Below are 14,041 nucleotides of genomic sequence, written 5' to 3'. Positions count from 1 at the left end.
TCCTTAAGTTTACATGAATTTTTTAATGATATTTTCTAGTTGTTCCCATTGTGCTTCCATATCTTGAACTAATTTAAATTGTGTTCTTGCACGATCTAAATTATGGTTTTCTCTATGAAGTTTGAAGTAATGGTCCCCTTCAAGGTAATCCGTTAAGAAACGCATACCACATTCTAATGTCATTACTTTTGATCCTACTAATAATGAATAGATTTCTTCTTTATCAAAGCTATCTCCAACTGCTTCTAAGAATCCTTTTGTAAAGGCTTCAAAGCGATCAGGCATAAATCTAATAAGGCTTAAATCTCTTTCATCTTCTTCTCCAGAAGTTGCACCTGTACGGATACAATCACCAAAATCATAAGCTGCAAGACCTGGCATAACTGTATCTAAGTCAATTACACAAATACCTTCATGTGTTGTTTCATCTACCATAACGTTATTAATTTTTGTATCGTTATGTGTAACACGAAGTGGTAATTTGCCCGCTTCATATAAATCTAACAGTCTTTCTGTATCTGCTTTATGATCAAGCACAAATTGAATTTCATCTTTTACAAATTCACTACGTCCAAGTGCATCTTTTTCATAAGCTGCCATAAAGTTTTTGAAACGATTCTTTGTGTTATGGAAATAAGGAATTGTTTCATATAAACTTGATGCATCAAAATCTGTTAAAAGCTTTTGGAATGTACCAAATGTCTTTGCACAGTTATAGAAAATTTCATTACTTGGAACTACATCATAAGATACTGAATCTGTGATGAATGCGTATGCTCTCCAATAGTAGCCTACTTCATCTTGAACGTAAGTTTTATTTTCTACAGTTGGAATTAATGTAAGTACCTCGCGAGATACATCTCCACCTGTTGCTTCGATTTTTGCACGTACATGATTACATACTTTCTCAATATTCTCCATAAGTTCTATAGGTTGTTTAAAAATATGGTGATTGATACGCTGAAGAATGTATCTTGTGCCATCTTCCATTGTTACTAAATAAGTATCATTGATATGCCCATTTCCTGTTGGTTCTGTACCCTTAACAGTACCTTCAAATTTAAATTTACTTACCATTTGATTAAGAACTTCTGATGTGACTTCTACTTTCATACTATCTCTCCTCCCAAAGTTTTAAAGGATAAATGCCTTGTGCTTGGAAACCTTGGATAGCTGCTACTACAACTGGTTTATCTTCTTTGTAAGTTACACCATACCATTTATCCTTTGAGTGTAATACGGTTACGGTAGCTTGATCCTTTTGAATAAGTGCATCCACTACAGAAGGTAAGAAGAATTCTGATTTAAGAGGATTATTTGTAAGCTCTCTATCTAAGAACTTTATAAACTCTTCTTCTAAAGTATTAAAGATACTTGGTGTAAATCCCCATAAATTCATAGATACAATAGAATCTTTATCTACTGGTGTCCAAGTCTCACCTTCTAAAAATTGTGATTGCCCTTCATGATAAGCAATGTGTGTACGTTCACAAATAGATTCAAGTTGGTCCCCTATACAGCTACAAACCCCTCTCGCTACATGACCGTGCTCTGTAAGTGTATTACTTAATGTATATCCTACCATTGCATAGCGGTATTTGTCATCATCTTCTGCTTCTAATAAGAAATTATAGATTTTCTTAAAGGCTTCTGGTCCATAGTAATCATCTGCATTAATAACTGCAAAAGGTTGATCTACCTTTTCTTTACAAGAAAGAATAGCATGACCTGTTCCCCATGGTTTTGTACGCTCACTTGGTGCACTATAACCTGCAGGTATATTTTCTAAATCTTGATAAACATATTCTGTCTCTATGTATTTTTCAATACGATCTCCAATAGCTTCTCTAAATGCTTCTTCATCTACTTTTTTAATAATAAATACAATTTTTTTAAATCCAGCCTGAATAGCATCAAAAATAGAAAAATCAATAATAAGTTCTTTGTGTGCTCCTACTGGATCAATTTGTTTTAATCCTCCATAACGACTTCCCATCCCTGCTGCCATGATTACTAAAATAGGTTGTTTTTCCATTGTTTCTTCCTCCCTTGGTATACTTTAAAGTATTGCTTTTTCTGGACATCCTACAATAAGCCTAGTCCCATCTGAATAACCTTCTCGTCTATCTTTGAGCTCTTGAATGAGAATATTACGTAATTGTCCTATTCTTTCTTGATACTCAGGTGTATCTATATGATTAACCACTTCATGTGGGTCATCTTTTAAATCAAAAAACTGTTCTTTGCCTGATTGGGTATACCAAATATATTTATCACTTTCTGTAACGATATATTGATTCCCCATATGACCACCTGAATGCTCACCATGAATATAAGTTCTCCAGGATGTCTTACTTTCTTTTACCTTGTCTTTAGGTTGTATTCTGACACTTTTTCCATCTACACTATCTGGAATATCCGCTCCAGCAAAATCAAGTAATGTTGGCATTACATCTCTTAGTTCAACTAAGTTCGTCGTAACTTCACCATTTCTTGGCACAAGCCAATCTGGTCCTGATAAGATAAATGGTACTTTAATGCTTCCTTGATAAGGTCTTGTTTTTCTAAACATATGATGATCGCCTAATAATTCACCATGATCCGATACAAATAAGATTATCGTATTATCATAAATTTGCTCTTCTATTAAGGCTTGAATCAATCTACCTATTTGATGATCGATATGGGTAATACATGCATAATATCCTACTTGTGCCTGCCTTAATAATTCTGGATCGGCAATACCTTCTGAAGAATCATACACTCTTCCCCATTTCTTATAGCTTTCTTGATCTGCCCATTCTCCTACATATGGTGTGGCTAGTTTTTTATCTCTATACATATCGAAATAACATTGTGGTGCATCAAATGGTGGATGTGGGCGTACAAATGAAGTCATTAAGAAGAATGGTTTTTGACGGTCTCTTCTTCTTAAGAAATCCAATGAACGATTGATTACCCAATTGGTTGGGTGAAGCTGTTCATCATACATCCAAGGTCTTGCTACCCATGAATTACATTCAATACCTGTATCTATTATGTCACAAGAAATACCTTTTTCTTCTTTTAACCAATAAAGATAATCATCTGCTACTTTTTGATTTTCATAATAAGGTGTTGATGCATAACGGTTATGATGTAAATATCCGTCATGTAATTCTATATGATGAAATCCTAGTAAATTTCTTAATGGACTCACATGCATCTTTCCGACACATTGAGTATAATAACCCGCTTTTGAAAGTTCTCCTGCTAAAGTATGTTCATAATCCCATGTTACTCCATCTTGATAGCCTACACGCTTATGATTTTCCTGAGACATTCCAGTCATAAGTGCTGCTCTAGCTGGTATACATGTTGGACATGCACTATAAGCATTCTCAAACAATATCCCCCTCTGAGCTAAACTATCGATGTAAGGTGTTTTAACATCTGGATGTCCTGCTATCCCTAGACAATCACCCCGGTGCTGGTCATCTACTATTAGTATAATATTAGGTCTTGTCATTTCATTCCCTCTCTCAAATTGATCTGAACTTACCTTTACTAAAGGAGGATTTGTTTTTTTACTTTCATCCTCTCTTATATTATAGTTGAATTAATCTGAAATTACTACTCATTAAGTAAATTTTTTTTCATTTTTTTAGTGTTTTTTACTTATATGTAAAATAAGGTATGAAAGTCTCCTTTCATACCTCTATTTGTATACCTATTTAATTCTGTTTTAACCCTTTAAACCACCTATACTAAGACCTGATGTTAGTCGTTTTTGTACCAATGCGTAGAATAACATAGTAGGTACCATAACTATTACAAGTCCTGCAAACATTGCACCCCAATCTGTTGCATACTTTTGAACTTCCATCAAGTTCTTAAGCCCTACAGGTAAAGTATATTTGTCTGGTTTAAGTACAGTTAATGCCATAATGTATTCATTCCAATAAGACATAAATGCAAAAACACCTATTGTTACAAAACCTGGTTTTGACATTGGAATAATTACCTTGAATAAAGTTCCCCAATAACCACATCCGTCAATCTGTGCCGCTTCCTCGTACTCCTTTGGAATACCTTGCATAAATCCAGTAAGAAGATAGGTATTAAACGGCATGGTTGTTGCCGCATATACAAAACATAAAACCCATAATTTATTTAATCCACCAAGATCTTTTAAAATCATAAAGATTGGAACAACAATATAATTGGAACTAATGAATAACCCTGCCATAAAAAGCATGACAATCCATTTATTTAATTTAAATTCAAATCGTGACAAAGCATATGCTACTGGTACTATTAGGATAAATAATAAGATTAATGACCCTAATGTAACCCCTATAGAATTGATGAAATAGCTTCCCATATTTGCTTTATCAATAGCATTTGCATAGTTTTGCCAATTCAGTGTGCTTGGAAGTGCCCAAGGATTTTTGAGGAATTCTGCACTTGTTTTGAAAGACGTGTAGATTACCCAAGTAATAGGCAATATGACAAGTACACTTGTTATAATAAGCACACATCGAAGTAGTGTGGTATTCATTATTCTCCCAAGGTTATGTGTCTGTTTCTTTTCCATAAGGTCACCTCCTATGCCCCTTTATTTTTAGTTAAAAGATTACTAATGATTGCAAGTGTAAAGGCGATTACAAAGATAATTACTGCAATTGCCATCGCATACCCAAAGTTTGAATTTGTAAATGCCTGTCTGTACATATATGTAAGAAGTACTTCTGATTGACTATTAGGCCCACCATCTGTCATAACATTTACAAATAAGAAACTCATATTAAGTGTTGAAGTAATGAAGAATACCATAGTTACACGAATGATACTCCAAATCATTGGAATGGTGATTTTAAAAAACTGTGTTGCTTTACCAGCTCCATCAATATCTGCAGCTTCATATAACTCAGGTGAGATACCGTCCATACCAGCCATGTACATAACCATATAGTAGCCAACTGCTTGCCATACCATAGCAATTGCTATTGCCCACAGTACCGTGCTCCCTGATCCTAACCATGGTTTTGCTAAGTTATCTAGTCCTATCCCTCTTAATAATGAATTTAAGATTCCTGTATTCGGTTCATAAATATTACTAAAAAGTACACCAATAACTACGATAGATAGAACATTGGGGAAGAAGAAAAGTACACGGTAGAAATTTTTCTCCTTAAGTTTTGTTTGTGTAAGTGCTGCTGCAAAAAATAAAGATAAAAACATTGTAATAATCGTACATACGACTAATAAGAACAATGTGTTTTTAAGTGCTAACCAAAATTTGGGATCATTAAATAGCCTGATAAAGTTATCAAATCCTACAAAAGTCTTAGTTGGTGATAATCCACTCCATTGAAAAAGAGAGGTTTTAAATACATCAAACGTTGGATAAATCACAAATAAAGTGTAGAGGCATAACGCAGGTATTAATGATAGCGCAATGGCTATGTTATTGCGAGTACGTTGTTTTTTAGGCATAAGCTTTTTTAGACTGATCATATCGCTATCTCCTCCATTAAACTTAGTATTCTGGGCAAAAAAAGGAGAGGTGGCAAAAAACATACCTCTCCCGTTACTTGCTCCGATAAATTATTGTTATTTTACTACGTAATCTCTAACTGAATCAGATACACTTTCCATATGCGCTGCCCACTGTGCTCCTGTCATTTCACCATTCATAACAGATGCTGCTTGACCAAATAATTCATTTCTTGGGCTAACTTCTGTACCTTGAACACTACCAAATCTTAAGATAGATGGTTCATACCCTTGGTCAAATAATTTGTATGTTTCATAAGTTGCTGGTGATACAACATCTTTAAGTTGTTCTGCTGCATCTTTTACTGGTGGAATACCTTTAGCATTTTGTGCATTAAGTGCTACTGCTTCATCTGAATATTGGAATTTTAAGAATTCCTTTGCAAGAGCTACATTATCAGATGCTGCTGGAATAAACATTTCTTCTACTGTAGTAAATACATATTTTGTATCATTTTTATCAAATACTGGTGCAGCTGTGAATCCCCATTCAAATCCATCTTCTCTTGGAGAATCTGCCATTTCACCTTCTAACCAACTACCACATGGAATGAAAAGAGCATCTCCTTTTAACCATTGTTGTTGAGCTTGTGTATGGCTAAGTGCTACTGTACCATCCATTAAGTAACCACCTGTTGCAATCTGAGCAATTTTATCCATTGCTTCTACAATACCTGGTTGTTCCCAAGCACCATCTTCATAGTTAAGTGCTTTGATAAAGTTATCTGGACCAACTTTAGCTGTAATAGCTGGTAAAAGTACAGCTTCTAAGTAACCTGGTGCAAGACCTTGGTATGTAAAGAGTGAGCGTCCTGCTTCTTTCGCTTTATCTCCAAGAGCGAAGAATTCATCCCATGTTACTGGTACATCCCAATTATTTTGTTCGAATACTGTTTTGTTATAGAAAAGACCTGTTGTTGAGTAATAAAGTGGTGCTAAATAAACTTTACCATCTCCATAAGGTTGTGTTGCTACGTTATCAATAAATCCTGGTAACATTTTATCTTTAATCTCAGAATCCGCAAATACGTCTGAAAGATCTGCTAAAAGTTTATCTTTTACTAATGCATCTGTAATACCTGATTTATTAGTTGATGGTAAGTAGATAAAGTCTGGTGCATTGCCTGATAATAAGTCTGGACGAATGATTTCACCAATTTCAGGATTGGCATTTACTACTACATCTACATTTGGATTTTGTTTTTCAAAAGCTTCTGCTACTGCATCCCAGTAAGCTCTACCATATCCACCTTCAAATACTGCAATATCTAATACTTGTTTTTCTGCTGAATCTGCTGGCTCTTCTGTTTTTGGAGCTTCCTGAGTTGTTTGTGTATCTGGAGTTTGACTTGGTGTCTCTGGTTGTGTCGTACTTGAACATCCTGTAAACATTGATCCCATAACTGCTGTTGCCATTAAAGTTGCAATAAATTTTCTTTTCACAGTAATTTCCTCCTTAGATGAAGCTGTTTCGCTTTTCTAATTAGATTATAGTAAACATTAGGTTAATTTTAAATAAACTTTATTTACTACGTTTTGTATAATTTTTACACTGCACTTCATATAATGGTTATGTATTTGTACATTTTTTATACTCCTTTGGATTTACACCAAAGTATTTATTAAACATCCTATTAAAATAAGATTGTTCCTCAAATCCTAATGCATAAGCTACATCCTTAACAATCATATTCTTTTCACTTAAAAGTTCCTTGGCTTTTTCCATTTTGCGTATGTTTATATAGTTAATAATATTCATGCCTGTTTCATTCTTAAAAAGCCTACTTATATAGCTCTCATTCATATTTACTTGGCTGGCTATAGAGGCCAAAGTAATCTTTTCACCAATATGCTCTTCTACATAATCCATGATTTCTACAATCTCTTTGCGATAATGTTTATCCCTCACTTGTTCCATATAAGTACAAATAGTATAAATAAGTTCATTAATCAATGCATGATATTCCTCTAATAAGGTACTCTTTCTATATTTATCAATAATATTTTCTAAGTGCTCCTTATTTTTATCTAAGTAAATGCCATAGTCTAATATAAATCTATGCAAGATATTATTTAGAATCTGCTCTACTTGTTTTTGCGGAATATAGTATTCTCTTAACTTCTCTATATAGGCTTCTAACGTATGTATTGCTTCTGCATAGCTTCCCTTTTTCATAGCACTATGTAACTGCTTTTCATAGGTACTTTTATCTTTAAATTTATAGTCTTTAAGTCCATGAACTTTTTCTTCTTTTAATACATCTTGATACCCACAGTAAAAGGCCATTCCCGCAACTTGCATACATTTTTCTATAGAGTCTACCAAGTCATGAGTTGTATAGATAGACCTGCCAATTACCCCTATAACCTTTATGTTAGTATATAGTTTAATCAAATTCTGTATCTGTAGGCTAATCTTAAGGACCTCTTGATGACTCATCTCACTTGATGTTGGCAAACTATATAAGCACCAATCCCCTTCAAATACTAAAAAAGGTTTGCCTCTCTTAGGTAGAACCTCTGATATAATATTTTGTATAGCTGTACCATAATCTTTAAGTGTTCTATCCATATTTCTTTCTTGTTCAAACTTACTTTTGATATGTTTAATCACTAAAAATTGATAGCTCTTTCCAAATGCTGCTACTGGTGGTGTAAAGGTTGTATCTTTTAGTACCTTTGGAATAATCTCTTTTATAAGTTCTTGTTCTTTTTGCTTTCCTTCTTGGTCTACTTCTTGTGTCTTCGCTACTCTTTTCTTTAACTTAGGCTGTACAGCTTCTAAGGCCTGAGCAAGTTCAGAGGAACGTAATGTTCCTTTTAATAAATAATCATGCACACCATATCTAAGGCACTCACGTGTTAAGTCGAATTCGCCATAGCTTGTAAGCATAATAATTTGTCCTTCAAACTCTCTCTCTTTAAGTGCCTTCACTAGCTGTATACCATCCATCTTAGGCATTTTAATATCTGTTATAACTAAATCAATTTCTTGATTTTCTATAATCTCTAAAGCCTGCTCTCCATCACTTACAATTTCTGCTACCCTAAATCCATAAGCTTCCCAATCTATAATCGTTCTCATACCTATACGAATAATCTTCTCATCATCTACTATTAATACGTTATACATTTAAACCTCCCCCAGTTTTGGTATATATAGTTTAACCTGTGTACCTTCTCCTATTTCACTGTTAATTTGTACGCCATATGGTTCTCCAAAGTTAATACGTATACGATCAATAACATTATTAATACCTATACCTGATAATCTAATATCCTTTCCTTCACTACCCTCCATCTGTGTGATATCAAAGCCTTTACCATCATCATTTACTTCAATAAATAGCCCTTCTTTTTCTTCTTTTATGCTTATACTAATAGTCAATAAACTTTCATCTGAACGAATACCATGAATAATGGCATTCTCAACAATAGGTTGTAAAATAAATTTTAATGTATTATAGTTCATTAATGCTTTATCTACATGTAGATCTAATTTAAAAGAATCACCATAACGTAGTTTCTGAATAAGTATGTAGTTCTTAACATTTTCTAGTTCATTTGCAATAGTTATGTACTGTGCTTTTTGAATAATTGTATTTTTTAATAGGTCAGAAAGTGCTAAAATACCTTCACTTACACTATCTGCCCCACTCATCATAGCAATCCATCTTAGAGAATTTAATGTATTAAATAAGAAATGAGGGTTAATCTGAGCTTGTAACATATTTAACTCTAGTTCTCTACGCTCTTTTTCATCCCTTGCAATCTTCTGAATCATCTCATGCATTTCATTAGTAATCTGGACATAGTTTCTTCCAAGTACTCCTAGTTCATCTGGACTATCATCTATATAAGCTGTATTAAACTTGTCCTCCATAGCACTACTAATATAACCTTTTAGCTTTTTCAAAGGATCAATAATACTTTTACAAATAATCTTAGACGAAACTATGGATAGGAAAAAGCATATAATAATGATACCCACTACACTTCTTTCCATTTCTTTAATCTCTGTTAAAAAATGATCATTAGGGATAGTAGCTATACAATCTATTCCAAATGTCTTTATACTTCCTCCTACAACAGTATAGTGGTTTTTCCCTTCTACATACTCAAAATAATCCTGTCCCTGCTTTTTAGACTCTCTATAGCTCTTTAATAATCTTTCACTAAATATATCTTCTTCTACTTCATATTGTGATGAAATAATTTGTTGGTTGTTATCTACTAAATAAACATTTGCTCCTTTTCCTAAATCTATTTCCTCATAGATTACTCTAACAGCATCCTCTTTAATAATAAGAACAATATATCCTACTTCTTTTTGGGTATAGGCTGAATTAATCTTTTTAGATAGTACAATATAGTCTTCTCCATAAATCGATTGCTTGAAACATTGTACACCCCCACCTATATGATTTATAGAGTTAACAATACTTTTTATATGTGTATCATCATTTAACAAATAGCCACGTTGATAAATGACTTCTCCTCCTAGATTAATCATTTTCATATCTCGTATATAAGGATAGGATGACATCTTTGTAATAAGCATGTCATTAATTTGATTATTCATTTTCGCCTTATCTGCATTAGTTGCTATATCATCCACTTGAAAACTACGCTGTACTAATGAATTGACCATTAATTCATTTAGAAAACCTTCATACCCTTTTAATTTGTTTTGTAGATTATCTTCTACTGCATCCATGAGCTGAACAATATAATTGGTGCTCTTCTCAATAATAGAATGTTTAGCTATGGTCGTTGATAACATCCCTACAAATAATATTGGAATTAATGAAAGTAAAAAAAATGCATATGCTAACCGTTTTTCAATAGATATATTTCTCAATTTTAATTTAAGTCGTTTACGCAAAGTATCTTCCCCCAAGTTATACATTTTTACATAAATCTATTTATATATAATTTAAATTCTTTTATACAATTATATTCACCCTTAATTATACTTTATAAGCTTAAAATTAGCAAAATTTTATTATTTTATATTTATTTTTCTATAAATTACTTATAAATCCAAAAAAGCTATAACCTAATCTTTGTTAAGTTATAGCCTTTCTCTTTTTTCTATTTACTTATTTATTTAATTTTAGATATTAAACCATTTAATGCCCATTGGTTCAAGTGTAATTTCTTGCTTATTGCCGCCCTCAAAATATACCGTTGTTATTTGTTCTTCATAAGTGTTATTAATAACTGCCATTTTCTTCGTCTCTGGATAATATGTACATTCTGTATATGGGTTAGTCGTACTCCAACTATTAAATAACGCTTCCTTAGATGCTGCAAAGTAACATGCACGTAATAACAGTCTTGTATTTTGAGCACTATATGGCAATCCTGATATATAAATGCCTCTGCCTTTACCATATTGATTAACTGCTAATCCTACATCTTCTTTTTCTATATTAAGAACTGTAGCATTTGGCTTAGCATAGATATTCTTCATACCTTCTCCAAAATCTAAAGGCTCTGTTACATCTTCTAGAAGGAAATGATCTTTAATTGGTGTTTGATTGTACTTTCTTGTACTTAGTGTAAATCCTACTTCTTTATCTACACCAAGTAAATCAGCTAACTGGAAGAAATGACCACCCTTTAAGTAAGCTGATGGTTCTCCTACACCAATAAAGCCTCCACCATTATATACCCATTCACGGATTGTAGTAATAACCTTCTCATCATTCCAATTTTCTCCGCCACTCCATGCTGTACCGGCGTCACCAGCATTAATAATAACACCCACTCCTTCTGGTATACCTTCTTCTTTAATTTGATCAAAGCTAATAAATTCTACATCTACTGCCATACCACTTAAAGCTTCAATAATTCCAATATAAGAATAAATTTGTTTGTACCATAATGCATGAGCAACCATATGTGTTTGCCAACTTCTGAGTTTACCCCAAGAGTTTAATACCGCTACTTTAAATGGTGCTACATAAGGTTTTGTTCCATTAATATTCTCATAGATTTCTCTAAATTCATTACATACATGCTCTACATACTCTACAAAGTCAGGGAACTGTGCAGCTAAGCTTAAATAACCACCATACCCAATACGGTCAACAGGCTTACGCATAATCGCGCGTCTTGCACAAAGCCAGTTTTCTCTGGCCTCCTTTACCGGATCTCCCCCTTCATGGAATGTATCTGGGAAGAAATATGGAAGGAAACGCCCTTCTGTATATTTAACATGAGGAATATCTGAAATCATACGAAGTGTTGCACCACTTCCTACAGACCCAACTACTGCATCTAACTTAATTTTTTCAAAATGTTTACCATATGGTTCTGTTCCAATCCAGTTATCACCCAAAAACATCATGGCTTCTTTACCTCTTTCATGTGCCATTTCTACACATTTAGCTGCAAGTTCACATACAAATTGTTGCTGGAAATCTAACAAATCTAAATAGGCTTTTGAAGGTACACAAAATGGTGAATTATAGTATCCTTTGTTAACAATATCTTCTGGTGTTAATTTGTAACCTCTTTCTTGTTGAAAAGCTTCTAAAGCATCTGGACTAATACTTGCACTATATCCAAACCAGTCTACAAACTTCTCCTTAGCTAAATCATTAAATACTAATGTGAAATGATAGAAAAATGTTGTGAAACGAACTACTGTACAATCTTCATTTTCATTCAACCATTCTTTAAGAATTTTAAGCATGTGGTCACGTGTTTTAGGTTTTCTTGCATCATATGGCATCTCATGAAGCTTATCGCCCCAATCATTTGTAATATGATTATACATTTGAGTCGGATCCCAAATAGCATAAGATAAAAAGCTTACTGTATATTCATGCCAAGGAATAGCATTCTCAATGGTTACTTTTCCATTATTATAAGACCAGCTTTCTTTTGCTACACGTTCCTCTGTTGTACGGTCTATAACTTCCCACCATTCTTTAGCATCATGTAATTCATCAATACGAATTTGCTGCTCAAAAAAGCCCTTTAATAAATCAATTTCTAATGTATTCCCTTCAGCTAAGGTATATTCACTCATTAAATAAAATTGTTGTAGATCTTCTTGATTACTATAAGCCCATTCTTGGTCACCTCTAGTTAAGAAGTAAGTTGTATATACTTTTTCAACTTCCTTTTTAATAGAGTCTGGTAACTTAGTACCATCACAATCTCTTATTGCATCCGCTCCCCATCTAGCAATCAGCTCTATTGTTTCTTGGTCAAATCCTACTTGTGTAGGAATTGTAACTCTTCCCATTCTCTTTGTATTTTCCATATAGGCCTCCATATGCTTCATATAGATTTATTTAGTTTATGTTCTAATCATACTGGTAATCTCTATACTTGGAAATGCAATTTATTGACCTTAATATATATTTTTTTTACTTTCTCTCGATGTAGGCTTAAAAGTAATACTAACAAGATAAACGAAAAAGAGGAATTAAAGTAAATTCTACTTTAATTCCTCTTTTATATTAAGCCGACGATCGGACTCGAACCGATAACCTGCTGATTACAAGTCAGCTGCTCTGCCAATTGAGCCACGTCGGCACTTTTCTTACTTTTTGAGCAAAAAAATAACGTGCACAGAAGGATTCGAACCCTCGGCCTTCTGATCCGTAGTCAGACGCTCTATCCAGCTGAGCTATGCGCACATGATATTAATTATATATTCTTTTATATTTGATTAAAAGAAACGTGCACAGAAGGATTCGAACCCTCGGCCTTCTGATCCGTAGTCAGACGCTCTATCCAGCTGAGCTATGCGCACATAATATTATTTTTAATCTTTTTGGTAAATATGCCCGAGACCGGAATCGAACCGGTACGAGGGTTAGCTCGCAGGATTTTAAGTCCTGTGCGTCTGCCAGTTCCGCCACTCGGGCATATTAATGGTCGCTATAGGGCTTGAACCTATGACCCCCTGCTTGTAAGGCAGGTGCTCTCCCAGCTGAGCTAAGCGACCAAAACGACCCAGAAGGGACTCGAACCCTCGACCTCCGCCGTGACAGGGCGGCGTGCTAACCAACTGTACCACTGGGCCTTGCTGAAATATGTAATTTAATAGTTTTACAGTGGGCCCTCGGGGACTCGAACCCAGGACCGTCCGGTTATGAGCCGGATGCTCTAACCAACTGAGCTAAGGGCCCTCACTGAAGCCGACGATCGGACTCGAACCGATAACCTGCTGATTACAAGTCAGCTGCTCTGCCAATTGAGCCACGTCGGCGTATTCTGTGAACTGTTGCTATTAACTTACAATGACCCATAGGAGAATCGAACTCCTGTTACCGCCGTGAAAGGGCGGTGTCTTAACCGCTTGACCAATGGGCCTTATTAAACTCCCCGAGTAGGGTTCGAACCTACGACCCTTCGGTTAACAGCCGAATGCTCTGCCGCTGAGCTATCGAGGAATACTTGATAAGTATATCATTTCACTTGAACTATGTCAAGTAATTTTTTATACTTTCAAAACTAAACATAACCATTTTTTTAACCT

Annotated in this window: 9 protein-coding genes and 10 tRNA genes; all 19 read right to left on the bottom strand. The window is 34.3% G+C overall.

What is annotated here, in order from left to right:
* Positions 1-9: 9 nt before the first annotated feature.
* On the bottom strand, positions 10-1,113 hold the full coding sequence (locus tag PBV87_RS06015) for a phosphotransferase enzyme family protein (RefSeq protein ID WP_271011508.1): 1,104 nt from the start codon (positions 1,111-1,113) through the stop codon (positions 10-12).
* A 1-nt stretch (position 1,114) separates the two neighbouring features.
* Positions 1,115-2,035 carry a nucleotidyltransferase family protein gene (locus PBV87_RS06010; RefSeq protein ID WP_053984908.1) on the bottom strand — a complete coding sequence of 307 codons (921 nt, stop codon included), beginning with the start codon at positions 2,033-2,035 and terminating at the stop codon, positions 1,115-1,117.
* A 24-nt stretch (positions 2,036-2,059) separates the two neighbouring features.
* Positions 2,060-3,508, bottom strand: coding sequence for an arylsulfatase (locus tag PBV87_RS06005; protein ID WP_271011507.1), 1,449 nt, complete (start codon positions 3,506-3,508; stop codon positions 2,060-2,062).
* A 216-nt stretch (positions 3,509-3,724) separates the two neighbouring features.
* Positions 3,725-4,576: a carbohydrate ABC transporter permease gene (locus PBV87_RS06000; RefSeq protein ID WP_271011506.1), complete on the bottom strand. Its 852-nt coding sequence runs from the start codon at positions 4,574-4,576 to the stop codon at positions 3,725-3,727.
* A gap of 11 nt (positions 4,577-4,587) precedes the next feature.
* Complete coding sequence (locus tag PBV87_RS05995) at positions 4,588-5,499, bottom strand: carbohydrate ABC transporter permease (protein WP_271011505.1); 912 nt, start codon at positions 5,497-5,499, stop codon at positions 4,588-4,590.
* Positions 5,500-5,595: 96 nt separating this feature from the next.
* Positions 5,596-6,981, bottom strand: a complete 1,386-nt coding sequence (locus PBV87_RS05990) for a carbohydrate ABC transporter substrate-binding protein (RefSeq protein ID WP_271011504.1) — start codon at positions 6,979-6,981, stop codon at positions 5,596-5,598.
* 127 nt (positions 6,982-7,108) lie between these two features.
* Complete coding sequence (locus PBV87_RS05985; RefSeq protein WP_271011503.1) at positions 7,109-8,671, bottom strand: response regulator transcription factor; 1,563 nt, start codon at positions 8,669-8,671, stop codon at positions 7,109-7,111.
* Complete coding sequence (locus tag PBV87_RS05980) at positions 8,672-10,423, bottom strand: sensor histidine kinase (RefSeq protein WP_271011502.1); 1,752 nt, start codon at positions 10,421-10,423, stop codon at positions 8,672-8,674. It lies immediately after the preceding gene.
* 231 nt (positions 10,424-10,654) lie between these two features.
* On the bottom strand, positions 10,655-12,817 hold the full coding sequence (gene gnpA, locus PBV87_RS05975; RefSeq protein WP_271011501.1) for a 1,3-beta-galactosyl-N-acetylhexosamine phosphorylase: 2,163 nt from the start codon (positions 12,815-12,817) through the stop codon (positions 10,655-10,657).
* 202 nt (positions 12,818-13,019) lie between these two features.
* A tRNA-Thr gene (locus PBV87_RS05970) sits at positions 13,020-13,092 on the bottom strand.
* A gap of 30 nt (positions 13,093-13,122) precedes the next feature.
* Positions 13,123-13,196: transfer RNA gene (locus tag PBV87_RS05965), tRNA-Arg, on the bottom strand.
* A 42-nt stretch (positions 13,197-13,238) separates the two neighbouring features.
* Positions 13,239-13,312 (bottom strand) — tRNA-Arg (locus tag PBV87_RS05960).
* A 31-nt stretch (positions 13,313-13,343) separates the two neighbouring features.
* A tRNA-Leu gene (locus PBV87_RS05955) sits at positions 13,344-13,427 on the bottom strand.
* Between the two features lie 7 nt (positions 13,428-13,434).
* Positions 13,435-13,507: transfer RNA gene (locus PBV87_RS05950), tRNA-Val, on the bottom strand.
* A 4-nt stretch (positions 13,508-13,511) separates the two neighbouring features.
* Positions 13,512-13,585, bottom strand: a tRNA-Asp gene (locus PBV87_RS05945).
* A gap of 32 nt (positions 13,586-13,617) precedes the next feature.
* Positions 13,618-13,691: transfer RNA gene (locus PBV87_RS05940), tRNA-Ile, on the bottom strand.
* A 7-nt stretch (positions 13,692-13,698) separates the two neighbouring features.
* Positions 13,699-13,771 (bottom strand) — tRNA-Thr (locus PBV87_RS05935).
* A 32-nt stretch (positions 13,772-13,803) separates the two neighbouring features.
* Positions 13,804-13,875 (bottom strand) — tRNA-Glu (locus PBV87_RS05930).
* A gap of 8 nt (positions 13,876-13,883) precedes the next feature.
* Positions 13,884-13,955, bottom strand: a tRNA-Asn gene (locus PBV87_RS05925).
* Between the last annotated feature and the right edge of the window lie 86 nt (positions 13,956-14,041).

The organism is Holtiella tumoricola, assembly GCF_027857615.1.
In the GTDB taxonomy this organism is placed as follows: Bacteria; Bacillota; Clostridia; order Lachnospirales; family Cellulosilyticaceae; genus Holtiella; species Holtiella tumoricola.
The sequence above is the reverse complement of the archived record's forward strand: the minus strand, read 5'-3'. Positions and strand labels throughout refer to the sequence as shown.

Bases quoted from the DNA above. Each gene is read 5' to 3' on its own strand.
- PBV87_RS06015 (WP_271011508.1), bottom strand. From the start codon at position 1,113: ATGAAAGTAGAAGTCACATCAGAAGTTCTTAATCAAATGGTAAGTAAA.
- PBV87_RS06010 (WP_053984908.1), bottom strand. From the start codon at position 2,035: ATGGAAAAACAACCTATTTTAGTAATCATGGCAGCAGGGATGGGAAGT.
- PBV87_RS06005 (WP_271011507.1), bottom strand. From the start codon at position 3,508: ATGACAAGACCTAATATTATACTAATAGTAGATGACCAGCACCGGGGT.
- PBV87_RS06000 (WP_271011506.1), bottom strand. From the start codon at position 4,576: ATGGAAAAGAAACAGACACATAACCTTGGGAGAATAATGAATACCACA.
- PBV87_RS05995 (WP_271011505.1), bottom strand. From the start codon at position 5,499: ATGATCAGTCTAAAAAAGCTTATGCCTAAAAAACAACGTACTCGCAAT.
- PBV87_RS05985 (WP_271011503.1), bottom strand. From the start codon at position 8,671: ATGTATAACGTATTAATAGTAGATGATGAGAAGATTATTCGTATAGGT.
- gnpA (WP_271011501.1), bottom strand. From the start codon at position 12,817: ATGGAAAATACAAAGAGAATGGGAAGAGTTACAATTCCTACACAAGTA.